The following is a 13,846-nucleotide window of genomic DNA, read 5'->3' on the forward strand; positions in this document are numbered from 1 at the left end:
ATATGCACGGTAGCCGAGACTGACGAAATTCCACAGAGGGTGGACGTTGTTTCTGCTGGTCAGATGATTAAGAGCCGGTGAATTTGGGCATGCGCCTTTCCCGATGTGCGGCCAGGCCCTCCATCATGTCGGCGGAGGCCATGGTCACGGGCTGGGCCAAGGATTCCCACCTCAGAGCGGCTTCCAGCTCTTGATGGTCTTGGTTGAGGGCGACTTTGGTGAGCCTTGTGGCAATGGGAGCGTTCTGAGCGATCTTCGCCGCGATGCCCGCCACTTCCGACATTAGGTCATTTTTCGGGAAACTCTGATTTACCAGCCCTTTATCCGCCGCTTCCGCCCCCGACACCGTGCGGCCCGTCAGCAACATCTCCCGCGCCAGCGCGGGCGCCCTCCTCGGCAGGAGGTACGTGGCCGCCATCCCCGGATGCAGCCCCAGGGAGGTGAACGGGGCCAGCAGCTTGGCGTCGTCGGCGGCGTACACGAGGTCGCAGGCCAGCGCCACGCACAGTCCCGCACCCACCGCCGGGCCGTTCACGGCGGCGACCGTCGGGATCTCGAGCTCCGTGATCATCAGCCAGGTGCGGTAGAAGGCCAGCATCCGCTCCCGCAGCCGCGGCACGGGCTCCGCGCCCCGCTCCCCGATCCACGACAGGTCGCCACCGGAGGAGAAGGCCGTCCCCGCACCCGTCACCACCAGGCAGCGGGCGTCGCGGTCCGAGGCCAGGTCTGTCATCGTCGCGCGCCATTCGGCCGTCATGGTGTCGGTCATGGCGTTGCGGAGGTCGGGGCGGTTGAGGGTGATCAGTACTACTCCGTCGTCTTTGCGATCAACTGAGAGCTCGTTCATGCGGGGAAGCGTATAGCGGCGCTGTCTCGCTGGGTCGCCCAGGCGAGGCGCCCAACCGCCTCGCCCAACCGCGTCGTCCAGTCGGGACACCAAGCCGGGATGCTCAGCCGACTGCACCCGCGCCGAGTATGCGGCCGGATCGCCCATCGCGTCGCCCAGCGAGATCGCCCAGCCGCATCGTGCAGTCAGTATGCCCAGCCGCGTCGCCCCCGTTGCCATCCAGGCGCCCAGCCCGTTACCTGGCCGGGTTGCGTGGCCCGGTTGCGTGGCCCGGTTGTGTGGCCCGGTTGTGTGGCCGGGCTGCGCGCCGACTTTCGTGGCGAGGGCCGTAACCACCGGGCGGGAGTTTCCACAAGACGGAGAGACGTTGGCGGAAGTTATCCACAGCCGCCACCGAACCCTCTCGGGATCTTGCTCCGGCATGGAAACCTTCCCGCCATGAGGCCACGTGTGAAGCCCACCCTGCGACGCATCCTCCGCGACGAGCGCACCTTGCAGCTCGGCGCACACCCCCTTCGTGCGGTCACGCTGAGCGGCCTGACCCCACCCGTCCGCGAGTGGGTCGAGGGCCTCGACGGCACCCGCGATCTGGAGACGGTCCTGCGCGAGGCGGCCCTGGCGGGCCTCGACGAGTTTCGCGCCCGTTCCCTCCTCGAACAGCTCGCCGCCCAGGGCGCGCTGCACGACGCCTCCACCGGCCCCGGTTGCCTGCGCGAGCTGCCCCTGGAGGAAAGAGACCGCCTCAAACCCGACCTCAACGCCCTCGACCTCGGCTCCACCGCTCCCGACGGCATGATCACCCTCTTCGAGCGCCGTCGCAGGTCCCGCGTACGGGTCTACGGTGCCGGCCGCGTCGGAGCCCAGGTCGTCGCCCTGCTGGCCGCCGCCGGCGTGGGCCACATCCGCGTCCTGGACCCAGAGGAAACCCGCCCGCAGGACCTCACACCCGGAGGGCTCACGTGGGCCGAGGTAGGCATGCCACGCGAGGTGGGGGCTGTAGCGGTGGCCAGGAGACTCACCTCAGCCGGCCGCACCCCGGTGGAGCCCGACGAGCCCACGGCCGCCGAGATCAAGGCGGCCTTCGACGCCGCAGGCCTCCAACCCGACCCCATCGATCCCCGCGACGCACCAGGCGCCCCCAGATCCTCCCGATACCGCATGGGCGGTCCACCCCCCACCAGAGCCACCGGCACGGCGACGACCAGGGGCGCCGGCACGGGAGCGACCAGGAGCATCAGCACAGGCACGGTCAGGAGCACCGGCACGGGAGCAACTGGAGGCGCTGGCACAGGCACGACCAAGAGCACCGGCACAGGAGCGGCCAGGAGCACCGGGGCTCGCCTTCCCGCGCCCGCGCGCGACAACGGCGGCAGCCCCTCTTCCCGCGCTCGGCCCGCCGTCTCACCGCCGGTGCCGCCGAACTCCCGCACCAATCCCGCATCGAGCACGCGCACCGGTTCCCCGCCGGAGGGCCCGCACGCCGGTCCTCCATCCAGCACGCGCGCGGGCACTCCGCCGAACACGCACGCAGGCACCACCTCGAACGCGCACGCAGGCGCATCACCGGACACGCGTGCAAGGGCCCTGCCGGCCTCCCCACCACCCTCCCGGCCAGGTCCGGGCGCGGTCCCTTCCCGTGACGCCACCGGCAGCGGTGCCTTCTCGCGGGCCCCGTCGCGGGAAGCCGTCCCCCTCTCCACCCCGCGCGCTGCCGACCCAACTCGACAGAGGAATCACGCTGCCGACCCATCCCGGCAGAGAAACCACGCCGCCGAGCCGTCCCCGCAGAGAGGCCGCGCTGCCGAACCACCTCGGGAGAGGGACCGCTCCACGGAACCGCCCCCGGAGAAGACCGAGGAAGGAAGGAGGACAAGGAAGCGAGAGACCGGCAAGGCGGAGGATCAGTGCCGGCCGACGGTCAAGGCGGTGGCCGGCGGGACGCCCCTCGGGGACAAGTCGGACCTGCCGGACCTCGTCATCCTGGCCCCGGTCACCCCGCTCGACATGTTGCTGGTCGACGACCTCACCTTCCTGCGCATCCCCCACCTCCTCGTGTCCGCCTTCGAGGGCCACGGCACCGTGGGCCCGCTGGTCCTGCCCGGCGACACGGCGTGCCTGCACTGCATCGACCTGACGCGGCGGGATCACGATCCCCGCTGGCCCATCGTCAGGGCCCGTCTGGGTGGGTATCCACCAGGGGAGATCGCCTGTGACGTGGCTCTGTCGGCGGCCGTCGCGGCCCAGGTGGTCGGTCATGCGCTTGCTTTTCTCGACGGCAAGGAGCCCCCTGTGACCAACGGCACAATGGACGTAACCCCTGATTGGCGCTGGAAGAGACGGTCGTGGAAGGCCCACCCCCAATGTCGTTGTATGCGAAACAATCCATATTCGCTAAGAATGGTCATGGCACCTGACCGCGACTGACGTGCTCAGAACGACCACGAAGGTCAGAGCGACCACGAAGGGGGGAAGCGGTATCTCGCCGAGGTTCCGCGCATCAGTGTGAGCGATCTTCCGCGCCGTGCTGTCACGCGTTCGGCCAAGCTGGCCACCCTTCCACTCGGTTTCGCCGGTCGCGCCGCCCTCGGCCTGGGCAAACGCATCGGGGGCAAGTCGGCGGAGATGGTGGCGCAGGAGGTTCAGCAGCGCACCGCCGAGCAGGTCTTCAAGGTGCTGGGCGAGCTCAAGGGCGGCGCCATGAAGCTGGGGCAGGCGCTGTCCATCTTCGAGGCGGCGCTGCCGCAGGAGATCGCCGGCCCCTATCGCGCCACGCTGACCAAGCTCCAAGAAGCCGCGCCGCCGCTGCCCGTGTCGACCGTCCACAAGGTCCTCACCGAGCAGTTCGGCGACGACTGGCGGGAGCACTTCCTGTCATTCGACGACCAGCCGACGGCGGCGGCCTCCATCGGTCAGGTGCACAAGGCGGTGTGGCACGACGGCCGGGAGGTGGCCGTCAAGATCCAGTACCCGGGGGCCGGCAAGGCGCTGCTCGGCGACTTCTCTCAGCTCGCCCGGCTGGGCAAGCTGTTCGGCGTCCTGCTGCCCGGGCTCGACATGAAGGCCCTGCTGAGCGAGCTGCGCGAGCGCATCGCGGAAGAGCTCGACTACCTGCGCGAGGCGGAGGCCCAGCACGCCTTCGCCCTCGAGTTCGACGAGGACCCCGACTTCCACGTCCCCGACGTGGTCGCGGCCAACGAGATGGTGCTGGTCACCGAGTGGATGGAAGGCACCCCGCTGTCGCGCATCATCTCCGACGGCACCAAGGAGGAGCGCGATCACGCGGGCCTGCTCTTCGTCCGCTTCCTGTTCTGCTCCCCCGCCCGCGTCGGGATGTTGCACGCCGACCCGCATCCGGGCAACTTCCGCATGCTCCCCAACGGCAAGCTCGGCGTTCTCGACTTCGGCGCCGTCAACCGCCTGCCCGACGGCTACCCCAAGGCGTTCGGCCAGCTCACCCGCATCTTCAACCAGGGTGACATGGAAACCGTCATGGCGGGCCTGCGCCAGGAGGGGTTCATCCGCCAGGACATCGACATCGACCCCGACGCACTGCGCGCCTTCCTCGCCCCGTACGTGGAGCCGACGGCGGTGGAGGAGTTCACGTTCAGCCGCGAGTGGCTCCAGGCCCAGGCGGCCCGCGTCGCCGACCTCCGCCCCACCAACGTGGTCCGCCAGCTCAACCTCCCGCCGTCGTACGTCCTCATCCACCGCGTGCACGCGGCCGGCGTCGGCGTGCTCTGCCAGCTCGGCACCACCGCCCGCTTCCGAGACGAGGTGATCCGCTGGGTCCCCGGCTTCGCCGACGACCCCGACGACCAACCACTACCGATCGGCTAGCCCTATCACCGCCCCCGCGCCCCGCCCTTTCTTGATTCGCGGACGCACTCACCACGCTCCGGCATGCCCCCGTGCACGCCCTGCCACCAGAGGACGCCCGCAGCAAGGGACGGACGCACACGCACCCGCCGGGCAGCCACAGCCCACCGGCTGCGGTGTCGACAGACCGAAACGGCTCCAAGAGGACGAAGCGAGGAACGGCGAAGGGGTAGCGCGGCCGAGGTATGCCGCGTCGGAGATGGCGCGCATCTGAGACATGGCGTGCGAGAGGCGGCGAGTACGAGACACTGTCCGCGCGCTAAGAGGGGTACGAGACGCAGGCGTACGGGGGAGTGCGTACGCCTGCGTCTATGTGCAGGCGCAGCAAGGCATGAGGGCGATGCTTACGCGTCGTCAAGGCTCGGGCAGTGCCTCGGCGCGCAAGGCGTGGGCGACGCGTGGAGTGCGGGGCCCGACAGGGGCTTGATCAGGTGAGGCCCGCGAGGAGGGACTGGACACCTTCGGTGAGGATGCGTTCGCCTTCCTCGCGCGAGTTCAGGAACCAGCCTGGTAGTGGGGTGCGGAGCGAGCAGGTGAGCTCGATGCTCACCAGGCCGTGGATCGTGGTCCAGATGAGGTACGCCGAGCGCTGCGGGTTCGAGGAACGGATGAGGCCGGCCTGTGCGGCTGCGGCCGTGGCTTCGGTGAGCAAACCGAAGCAGTGGCGGAGGGCCTCGTGGCGTTGCTCCGGTGACGGGTCGAAGTCGGGGAGCGGGCGCTCGAACATCAGCGCGTACAGGGCCGGGTCGGTCAGGGCGAACCGCCTGTAGCCGTACGCCACCGCCATGATCCTGGCCCTCGGATCCGTGTGGCCGTTCAGGGAGCTGGTCATCGCCTCGTGGAGGAGGTGGAAGCCGTGCTCGTAGATCGCTTCCAGCAGACCGGCGCGGCTGCCGAAGCAGGTGTAGATGCCCATGGTGGAGGTGGCGGCGGCGTCTGCCACGCGACGCAGGGTGAGGTAGGGGGCGCCTTGTTCGCGTAGGACGCGCATGGCGGCGTCCAAGAGGTCCTGGCGCAGTGCGCCGAGTTCTTTCGAGGTGCTTACGGCTCTCGGCACCCCCTCACTTTATCTGGCGATAACGCACATCATAACAAGCGTTATCACGGGCTTGGCGGGGTGAGGGGACCAAGGGCAGATGAGGTGAGGCGGAGTAGAGGGCAAGACGAAGCACAGGAAGAAGGGCTGCGGGCGACGGCGAGGGAAGGCGGCCGGTGAGCGAAGCAAGGGCACGGCAGGGCGAAGCGGGCGGAGGGGGCGGAGGGGAGAGGGCGGCGCAAGACGGACGACGCAAGACGGCCCGGTGAGGGAGGCGGGTGAGGGAGGCGGGTGAGGGAGGCGGGTGAGGCGAAGGGAGGGCGTGGGATCGGCGAAGTGAGCCGGGCGAAGCGCGGGAGCGAAGCGCTGGGACGGGCGATGAGGCGTGAAGAAGCCGGGCGTTGACGGGGGCGGGCGTTGATGGGGGCAGGGCGAACGGAAGGTAAGGCGAACGGGGCAAGGCAGGTGGCGGGGTGCGATGGGTGCGTCGCCGATCAATCAGGAAGGGGATCGTTCATGGGTGTTCAGCGAGCCGCTGCTGTGGCGGGGTTCGGGTGTGCCGTGTTACTCGTCGTCAATGCGGGGCGGCGGGGTGGGTTAGTTCCTGAGACGGCGTTCACGCATGCCATCGCGCCGTTCGCGGCGCTCGCCGGGCTGCTGGCGATCACCGGGATCTACCTGCTCATTCGTGAGCGGGCCGGGGTGCTGGGGCTGGTGGGGTACGTGCTCAACTCGGCCGGGCTGGCCGGGGCGTTCGCGGTCGAGTACACGCTGCACTTCGTCTTTCCCTACCTCGGGAGCGGGACCGTGCGCGGGCTGCTGGCGGGCGGGACCGGGCGGGCGTTCCTGGTGACGTCGGTCGTGCTGCTGGTGGGGGTGCTGACCTTCGCGGTGGCGGCGGGCAGGAGTGGGGTCATGCCGGTCGTGGGCGTGGTGCTCTACGCGGTGGGCATGGTGCCGGGGTCGCTCAGGAATCTGGTGCCGGAGCCGGTCTATCTGGGTGGGCTGGTGGCGGCGGGGGTCGGGGTCGCCTGGATGGCGGTGCGGCTCTGGACGGCGGCCAACGCGGAGGCAGAGGAGGCGCCGGCGATGGCGGTTGGGCAAGGGTGATGGCGGTTGGGCGAAAATGATGGCGGTTGCGCGAGGGTGAGTGAAGGCCTGGTGCCCGCCGAGTGGGTGGGGGCTGTCTGTCTCCACCGAGCGAAGGTGGGGATCGAGGGAGTCCTGTCCCCACCGAGTGGATGTGAAGGCGGGGACGAGGTGCTGTCCCTACTCGGTGGAGGTGAGGATCGGGCCGTGTCCCAGAAGGGGGCCGAAGGAGCGAGGGTGAGGTAGGGGCTGGCACGACGGCTGAGCCGAGGAGCCAAGTCAGGGCGAGGGCCGTCCCGGCTGTGCGAAGGCGAGGGGCGAGGGCCGTTCTCACAAAGTGAAGTGCCGTCGCCACTGCGCGAGCGTGGCGGAGGGAAAGGCGGCAAGGGGAAGAGCCGGGCGCAAGATGCGCCCGGCTCTTCTATGTGACGGATCTGACGGGGAGATCCTGCGCCGGCGGCAGGACCTCCCCGATCAGATCTGGCGGCTCAGGGCCTGGCGGAGGCGGTCGTTCGCCCGCTTGACCTCCCGTCGCGCCCGCTGCACGCGGGTGACGCGCAGGATGAGACGCGCTTCCTCCGCCTCTCGGTGGAGGGTTTGTATTCGGTCGTTGACCAGGTCATGAATAAGATCCGGCACTGCGAAGCTCCTGCTCGGTCGAGTGGTCATCGTTTTGGTTCGCTTTCTGGTTCGTTGGTGCGTAGCGGTCGTGGTGGTGGTCAGGCGGCGACCGGGTGCTTGCGGGGACGGCCGCGCGGACGCTTGCGGGGAACGATCGTTCCCCTGAGGATCAGCTCGCCGCCCCAGACGCCCCACGGCTCCTCACGCTCGAGCGCGCGGGCCAGGCAGGCCTTCTGGATCGGGCAGCCGCCGCAGAGTGCCTTGGCGAACTCGACGTCCTCCGGCGACTCGGCGAACCACAGGTCAGGGTCGGTACGACAGGGGATCTTGGCTTCGTCGATCAGGTCCATGATCGTCTTCGCCCCCATCTGCTTTCTCCTTCGATCGATCTTTTGATCTGTTGGTCGGGCACCTCGTAGGTGGTCGGGGATCGCGGACAAACAAGAAGGCCGCGGATCCTGTGTGCGGATCCGCGGCCTGGGGGCTGCTATGTGCCGGTCAGGTTATGACCGGAGCATCCCTCCAGGGTTGCGGACCGCACAGTCCACCCTTGGTGAGCTGGTTGGCCGGCAGTTCGATACGTGCCATGTAGACAGGAGCGCCTGGAACGGCGGCCACGGTGACATGGGCGCGCGCGGAGAAGGCGGCGGCCTGGCTACGGGCAGACTTCTCCTGCCGCAGCTTGGCGGGCCCATCGGCGAGCCTCACCGAGTCACGGCATGCGAAGGCGAGCCACTGCGTGGCCGACATCTGAATGCTGATCACCGGGACTCACCTCCACTCTCTGGATCGTCGGAACAAAGCCGTCCGACTCGCTTGACCATGACCCTAAACCGGGAGGCCGGGAAGGGGCAACATATTTTCTACCTGCGATTTCGCCTATTTCGTGAGGCGAATCATGGCTTCCTGGACGACTGAGACCACGAGGTCACCCGACGCGGTGTACATCTCACCCCGCGCGAGCCCCCGCGCCCCCGCCGACCACGGTGACTCCTGAGCATAGAGCACCCAGTCGTCGGCCCTGAAGGGGCGGTGGAACCACATGGCGTGGTCGAGGGAGGCGCCCATGACGTTGGAGGCGCCCCAGGCCATGCCGTGGGCCAGCAGGATGGTGTCGACCAGCGTGAAGTCGGAGGCGTAGGCGGCCAGCACCACGTGCAGGAGCGGGTCGTCGGGCAGCTCGGCGTGGTAGCGGAACCACACGTTCGTCTGGGCGCTGCGCAGCTCGGGGTTCTGGAACGCCTCCCAGGTGAGCGGCGAGGCGTAGCGCGCGTCCACGGGCCGGGGGCGGGTGAACCACTCGCGCAGCTCCGGCTGGTCGCCGACGAGCTCGTACATGCGGTCCTGGAACGTCGGCAGCGTCTCGGGGTCGGGCACCGACGGCATCACCGACGCCTGGTGCGAGACGCCCTCTTCGAAGACGTGGAACGAGGCGGACATCGTGAAGATCGCCTTGCCGTGCTGCACCGCCACGACCCGCCGCGTGGTGAACGAGCGGCCGTCGCGCAGGCGCTCGACGTTGTAGACGATCGGGATGGACGGGTCGCCGGGGCGGATGAAGTAGGCGTGCAGCGAGTGCACGTTCCGGTCTTTGGGGACCGTGCGGCCGGCCGCCACCAGGGCCTGCGCCGCCACCTGGCCGCCGAAGACGCGCTGGATGCGCTCTTCCGGGCTCCTGCCGCGGAAGATGTCGAGCTCGATCTGCTCCAGGTCGAGCAGGTCAAGGAGCTCCTTCAGCGCCGAGTTCACGTGTCCATCCCCTCCGTGGTCGCCAGTCCCCCAGACAGGTCTCTGGGACAAGTTTGACGTGTCGCCCATTTCACCCCATGTGGGGGCCTGGTAGTGCGCCCAGGCGTTATGACCCTCGGCACAACTCCAGGACGGCCTCGCCGTACCGGTCGAGCTTGACCCGGCCGACCCCCGCGATCGACAGCAGCTCCTGCTCGGTGACCGGCGCGCGCTCGGCGATGGCCTGCAGCGTCACGTCGGTGAAGATGACGTACGGCGGCACCTTCGTCTCCTTGGCCGTGGCCGTGCGCCACGCCTTGAGGCGTTCGAGCAGCGCCTCGTCGTAGTCGGCCGGGCAGGTGGAGCAGCGGCCCAGCTTCTGCTCGGTGGCGTTGACCAGCGTCTTGGCGCACACACGGCAGCTCACCGGCGTGGCCACCTGGCGGCGCTCGCGCGAGGCGGACGGCGCCATGCGCGGCGGGGCCGAGGCGCGGCCGGTGAGGCCGTCGAGGAAGCGGGACGGGCGGCGGCTCTTGCGGCCCCCCGGCGCGCGGGCCAGCGCCCACGAGATCGACAGGTGCTCCCTGGCCCGGGTGACGCCGACGTAGAGGAGCCGGCGCTCCTCCTCGATCTGGTCGGGCGTCTCGGCGTAGATGATCGGCAGCATGCCGTCGGTGACCCCGACGAGGAACACGGCGTCCCACTCCAGGCCCTTGGCGGCGTGCAGCGAGGCCAGGGTGACGCCCTCGACGGGCGGGGCGTGCTGCTCGGAGGCGCGCCGCTCCAGCTCGGTGACGAACGCGGGCAGGTCGGCGCCCTCGGCCGCCATGTCCTCGGCCAAATCCGCCAGGGCCTTGAGCGACTCCCACTTCTCCCGCGCCTTGCCGCCGCCGGGCGGCGCCGGGGTCAGGCCGATGCCGCTCAGGATGTGGTGGACCTCGGAGGCGAGGGGCTCGCCGGCGGCGGAGCGGGCCGCGCCGCGCAGCAGCACGACCGCCTGGCGGACCTCCGGCCGCTCGAAGAACCGCTCGGCGCCGCGCAGCACGTACGGGATCTCCGCCTTGGTCAGGGCCTCTTCGTACGCCTCCGACTGGGAGTTGACCCGGAACAGCACGGCGATCTCACGTGCCGGGACCCCCTTGTCGAGCAGCTTCCTGATGCCCCGGGCGACGCCGGCGGCCTCGGCGGGCTCGTCGTCGTACTCGCTGAAGGCCGGCTTGGGGCCGTCGGGCCGCTGGGCGACCAGCTCCAGCCGGTGCGGCGAGCGGCCCTTGGCGATCACGAGGTTGGCCAGGTTCACCACCTGGGGGGTGGAGCGGTAGTCGCGCACCAGCTTGATGACGGCCGCGTCGGGATGCTCGACCCCGAACCCGGTCAGGTAGCGGGGGCTGGCGCCGGTGAAGGAGTAGATGGTCTGGTTGGGGTCGCCGACCACGCAGATGTCGTCGCGGCCGCCGAGCCAGGTGTCGAGCAGCAGCTTCTGCAGCGGGTTGACGTCCTGGTACTCGTCGACGACGAAGTAGCGGTACTGCTGGCGGATCTGCGCCGCCACCTCCTGGTGCTCGGTCATGACGGCCGCGGTGAGCTCGAGGATGGTCTCGAAGTCGACCAGGTGGCGCTCGCGCCTGATCCGCTCGTACGCCTCGTAGACGCGGCTGACCTGCTCGGCCGGGATGGGCGGGGTGCGGTGGTACTTCGTGGCGGCGGCCACGTAGTCTTCCGGGCCGATCTGGGTGACCTTGGCCCATTCGACCTCGGAGGCGAGGTCGCGCAGCTCGGAGCGTTCGGGGGTGAGGCGCAGGCTGCGGCACGCCTCGCCGAGGACGGGCAGCTTCGACTCGATGACCGACGGGGCCGCGCCGCCGATCACGCGCGGCCAGAAGAAGGTGAGCTGGCGCAGCGCCGCGGCGTGGAACGTGCGGGCCTGCACGCCGGGCGCGCCGAGCGCGCGCAGCCGCTGGCGCAGCTCCCCCGCCGCGCGCGTGGTGAACGTCACAGCGAGGACGCTCTGCGCGTCGACCACCCCGCTGCGCACCGCGTACGCGATGCGGTGGGTGATGGCCCTGGTCTTGCCGGTGCCCGCGCCGGCCAGCACGCACACCGGCCCGCGCACGGCCTCGGCGACAGCACGCTGCTCGGGGTCGAGCCCGGTCAGTACGTCGTCCGCGTCGTTCACCTGTGTATCCTCCCAGCCGCTGGCGGAGAACCACTTTATTCTGGCAACATGCGGGCCGACGTATGCTCGCAAAGCCTGCGTCTTCAAGATGCAAAGAACTGGTCTTTTCCCCCACAATGGGGCCCGACCATGTGCATGGGGGAAAGGAAGGCCGTGCGAACAGCGGTTTCCGTGAGCGCTCTCGCGCTCGCTGCCGTCGCGCTCACACCTGTCGCCGCGAGCGCGTCCATGGAGCCGACACCCGCCCCCACCGTGGACACCCCTGTGGACGCCGAGGGGATCGGCGGGTTGTCCGTGGAGACCGTCCAGTACGGCCCGCACAAGCGCCAGAGCATGGACGTGTGGTGGACTCCCGACGGTCAGCAGCGGCCGGGGATCTTCCTCATCCACGGTGGCTGGTGGTCCAGCGGCGACAAGAAGTACATGAAGGAGATCACCCGCGGTTACGCGGAGCTGGGCTACACCGTCTTCAACCTCAACTACCGCCTGTCGGGCGAGGCGGCCTGGCCGGCGCAGCGCACCGACGCGCTGACCGCCATCGCCACGGCGCGCAAGCACGCCGACCGGTACGCGTTCGACCCGAACAACTACGTGCTGGTGGGCTTCTCCGCCGGCGGGCACATCGCGGCGGCCGTGGGCACCTACGGTGACGGCATCGGCGGGCTGAAGGGCGTGGTGGGGCTGTCGCCGATCATCTCGCCGCTGCGCGCGTACGCCGACGGGGAGAAGACGACCGACGCCAACAAGCGCCGGCTGCGCTCGGCCGCGATCAAGCTGGCCGGCGGTTGCCCGCCGAAGGGCAAGTGCTCGCGCGTGTGGGCGAGCATGGAGGTGGCCTGGCACGCCAGCCGCAAGGACGCCCCGATGCTGACGATCCACTCCGAGAACGAGTTCGTGCCGCCGGTGCAGAGCGAGCTGCTCAAGCAGATGCTCGGGCAGGTGGGGGTGCAGGTGTCGGTGTTCACGCAGCCGGGCACCAACCACAGCTCGCCGCTCTACCGGGAGCCGGGCGTGGCCGAGCGGGTGCAGGCGTGGATCGCCTCCCGGATCGGGTAGGGCGGGATTAGACGGGCGATGCGGGTTGTTGCACGGATCGCCCGATTTCCTGACCTTGGAGGGATGTCCGAAGATGGCGCTCACGGTCTACAGCACCACGTGGTGCGGCCCCTGTAAGCGGCTCAAGGCCCAGCTCACGCGCGAGGGCATCAGCTTCGACGAGATCGACATCGAGCGCGACCCGTCGGCCGCCGAGTTCGTGATGAGCGTCAACAACGGCAACCAGGTCGTGCCGACCGTGGTGATCGAGACGCCGAAGGGGCGCGTCGTGCGGACGAACCCCTCCGCCCTCGAGGTCAAGGCCCTGCTCGAAGCCGCCTGATCAGGTTTACCAGTCGCCGGTCAGCTCGCCGCCGTACCAGGTCTCGATGAGGCGGCGAGCGATCGAGACGGGAGGCGGCAGGCGCAGCTCGCCCGACTCCAGGGCCCGCGTCAGCTCCTCCCGGGAGAACCAGTGCGCCTCGGCGATCTCCTCGGCGTCGGGCGTGAGCGTGGTGGTGACGGCTTCGGCGAAGAAGCCCAGCATGAGGCTGCGCGGGAACGGCCAGGGCTGGCTGCCGAGGTAACGCGGGTTGGTGACGGCGATGCCGACCTCCTCGGCCACCTCGCGCACGACGGCCGCCTCCAGCGACTCCCCCGGCTCCACGAACCCCGCCAGGATCGACAGCCGCCCCTCCGGCCACTGCGGCCCGCGGGCCAGCAGGCACCGGTCGGCCTCGTCGCGTACGAGCATGATGACGGCCGGGTCGACGCGCGGGAAGTGCTGGCTGGAGTCGTGCGGGCAGACGCGGATGTGGCCGCCGGCCTGCACGACCGTGCGCGTGCCGCAGCGCGGGCAGAACTCGTGGGTGGCGTGCCACGCCTCCAGCGCCACGGCGTAGACCAGCAGGCCCGCGTCGCGGTCGCCGAGCAGGCCGCCCACCTGGCGCAGCCCGGCGGCGACCGGCTCGCCCTCGGGCGTGTCGCGCAGCGACATCGGGATCGTCACGCGGCCGTTGACCTCGCTCCTCGGCAGGCCGGGCAGCGGCGCGGCCACCGCGAAGTAGGCGACGCCGTCTTCGACGCCGAGCAGGTAGCGCTCCCCCGCGGGCGCGTCGGCGGGCGAGAACAGCACCGCGTGCACCTCGTCACCCGACCGCCGCACGAGCGTGTGACCGTCGTCGATCACCAGCACCTTCGTCGCGGGGTCGGCCCAGGCCCGCTCCAGCCACCGCTCGTCCGCGCGCAGCGCCGACGATCGGTCGATGGTGCCCCGCGCAAGCAGTAGCGGGCCGATGAGTTGCTCTTCCGCGGTCTCCACTGGTGCCGCCCCCTCCCGAGTCCCATGTCATCCTATGACCTCGCAGTTAGCCGCCGATTACGGTATCCGGGCTCCGGGGTGATCTCCATGGGGCTAGGATTCGACGGGTTAGGTTAG

At 69.8% G+C, this 13,846-nt stretch carries 12 protein-coding genes; 5 read left to right on the plus strand and 7 right to left on the minus strand.

The window, feature by feature from the left end:
- Positions 1–67: 67 nt before the first annotated feature.
- Positions 68–1,747 carry an enoyl-CoA hydratase/isomerase family protein gene (locus HCN51_RS62710; protein WP_346434042.1) on the minus strand — a complete coding sequence of 560 codons (1,680 nt, stop codon included), beginning with the start codon at positions 1,745–1,747 and terminating at the stop codon, positions 68–70.
- Here HCN51_RS62710 and HCN51_RS60575 point away from each other — a divergent pair.
- Both HCN51_RS60575 and HCN51_RS46955 read left to right on the plus strand, forming a co-directional pair.
- On the plus strand, positions 1,640–3,271 hold the full coding sequence (locus HCN51_RS60575) for a ThiF family adenylyltransferase (RefSeq protein ID WP_240973984.1): 1,632 nt from the start codon (positions 1,640–1,642) through the stop codon (positions 3,269–3,271). The genes HCN51_RS62710 and HCN51_RS60575 overlap by 108 nt on opposite strands.
- Positions 3,272–3,349: 78 nt before the next feature.
- On the plus strand, positions 3,350–4,684 hold the full coding sequence (locus HCN51_RS46955; protein WP_168018410.1) for an AarF/UbiB family protein: 1,335 nt from the start codon (positions 3,350–3,352) through the stop codon (positions 4,682–4,684).
- A gap of 466 nt (positions 4,685–5,150) precedes the next feature.
- Here HCN51_RS46955 and HCN51_RS46960 read toward each other — a convergent pair whose 3' ends face one another.
- A complete protein-coding gene (locus tag HCN51_RS46960) occupies positions 5,151–5,780 on the minus strand; it encodes a WHG domain-containing protein (RefSeq protein WP_206068697.1) in 630 nt (209 codons plus the stop codon).
- Positions 5,781–6,275: 495 nt separating this feature from the next.
- Here HCN51_RS46960 and HCN51_RS46965 point away from each other — a divergent pair, with 495 nt between their 5' ends.
- Positions 6,276–6,869 carry a hypothetical protein gene (locus tag HCN51_RS46965; protein ID WP_168018411.1) on the plus strand — a complete coding sequence of 198 codons (594 nt, stop codon included), beginning with the start codon at positions 6,276–6,278 and terminating at the stop codon, positions 6,867–6,869.
- A 698-nt stretch (positions 6,870–7,567) separates the two neighbouring features.
- Here HCN51_RS46965 and HCN51_RS46970 read toward each other — a convergent pair.
- From HCN51_RS46970 to HCN51_RS46985, 4 genes are all read right to left on the minus strand, one after another.
- Positions 7,568–7,837: a WhiB family transcriptional regulator gene (locus tag HCN51_RS46970; RefSeq protein ID WP_080045300.1), complete on the minus strand. Its 270-nt coding sequence runs from the start codon at positions 7,835–7,837 to the stop codon at positions 7,568–7,570.
- Positions 7,838–7,967: 130 nt separating this feature from the next.
- Positions 7,968–8,234 (minus strand): hypothetical protein, encoded by a 267-nt coding sequence (locus HCN51_RS46975; protein ID WP_168018412.1) that lies wholly within the window; start codon positions 8,232–8,234, stop codon positions 7,968–7,970.
- A 114-nt stretch (positions 8,235–8,348) separates the two neighbouring features.
- Complete coding sequence (gene tesB / locus HCN51_RS46980; RefSeq protein WP_346434043.1) at positions 8,349–9,218, minus strand: acyl-CoA thioesterase II; 870 nt, start codon at positions 9,216–9,218, stop codon at positions 8,349–8,351.
- A gap of 106 nt (positions 9,219–9,324) precedes the next feature.
- Complete coding sequence (locus HCN51_RS46985; protein WP_168018414.1) at positions 9,325–11,373, minus strand: UvrD-helicase domain-containing protein; 2,049 nt, start codon at positions 11,371–11,373, stop codon at positions 9,325–9,327.
- A gap of 153 nt (positions 11,374–11,526) precedes the next feature.
- Here HCN51_RS46985 and HCN51_RS46990 point away from each other — a divergent pair, with 153 nt between their 5' ends.
- Together HCN51_RS46990 and HCN51_RS46995 are read left to right on the plus strand one after the other, a co-directional pair.
- Positions 11,527–12,429, plus strand: coding sequence for an alpha/beta hydrolase (locus HCN51_RS46990; protein ID WP_346434044.1), 903 nt, complete (start codon positions 11,527–11,529; stop codon positions 12,427–12,429).
- Between the two features lie 73 nt (positions 12,430–12,502).
- The gene (locus HCN51_RS46995; protein ID WP_168018415.1) at positions 12,503–12,751 is read left to right on the plus strand and encodes a glutaredoxin family protein; all 249 of its coding nucleotides are present in this window, start codon (positions 12,503–12,505) and stop codon (positions 12,749–12,751) included.
- A 6-nt stretch (positions 12,752–12,757) separates the two neighbouring features.
- On the opposite strand, the gene nudC is transcribed toward HCN51_RS46995, so the two are convergent.
- Positions 12,758–13,729, minus strand: coding sequence for an NAD(+) diphosphatase (gene nudC / locus HCN51_RS47000; protein ID WP_346434045.1), 972 nt, complete (start codon positions 13,727–13,729; stop codon positions 12,758–12,760).
- Positions 13,730–13,846 lie beyond the last annotated feature (117 nt).

Origin of the sequence: Nonomuraea composti, assembly GCF_012034275.1 — a bacterium.
Classification (GTDB): domain Bacteria; phylum Actinomycetota; class Actinomycetes; order Streptosporangiales; family Streptosporangiaceae; genus Nonomuraea; species Nonomuraea composti.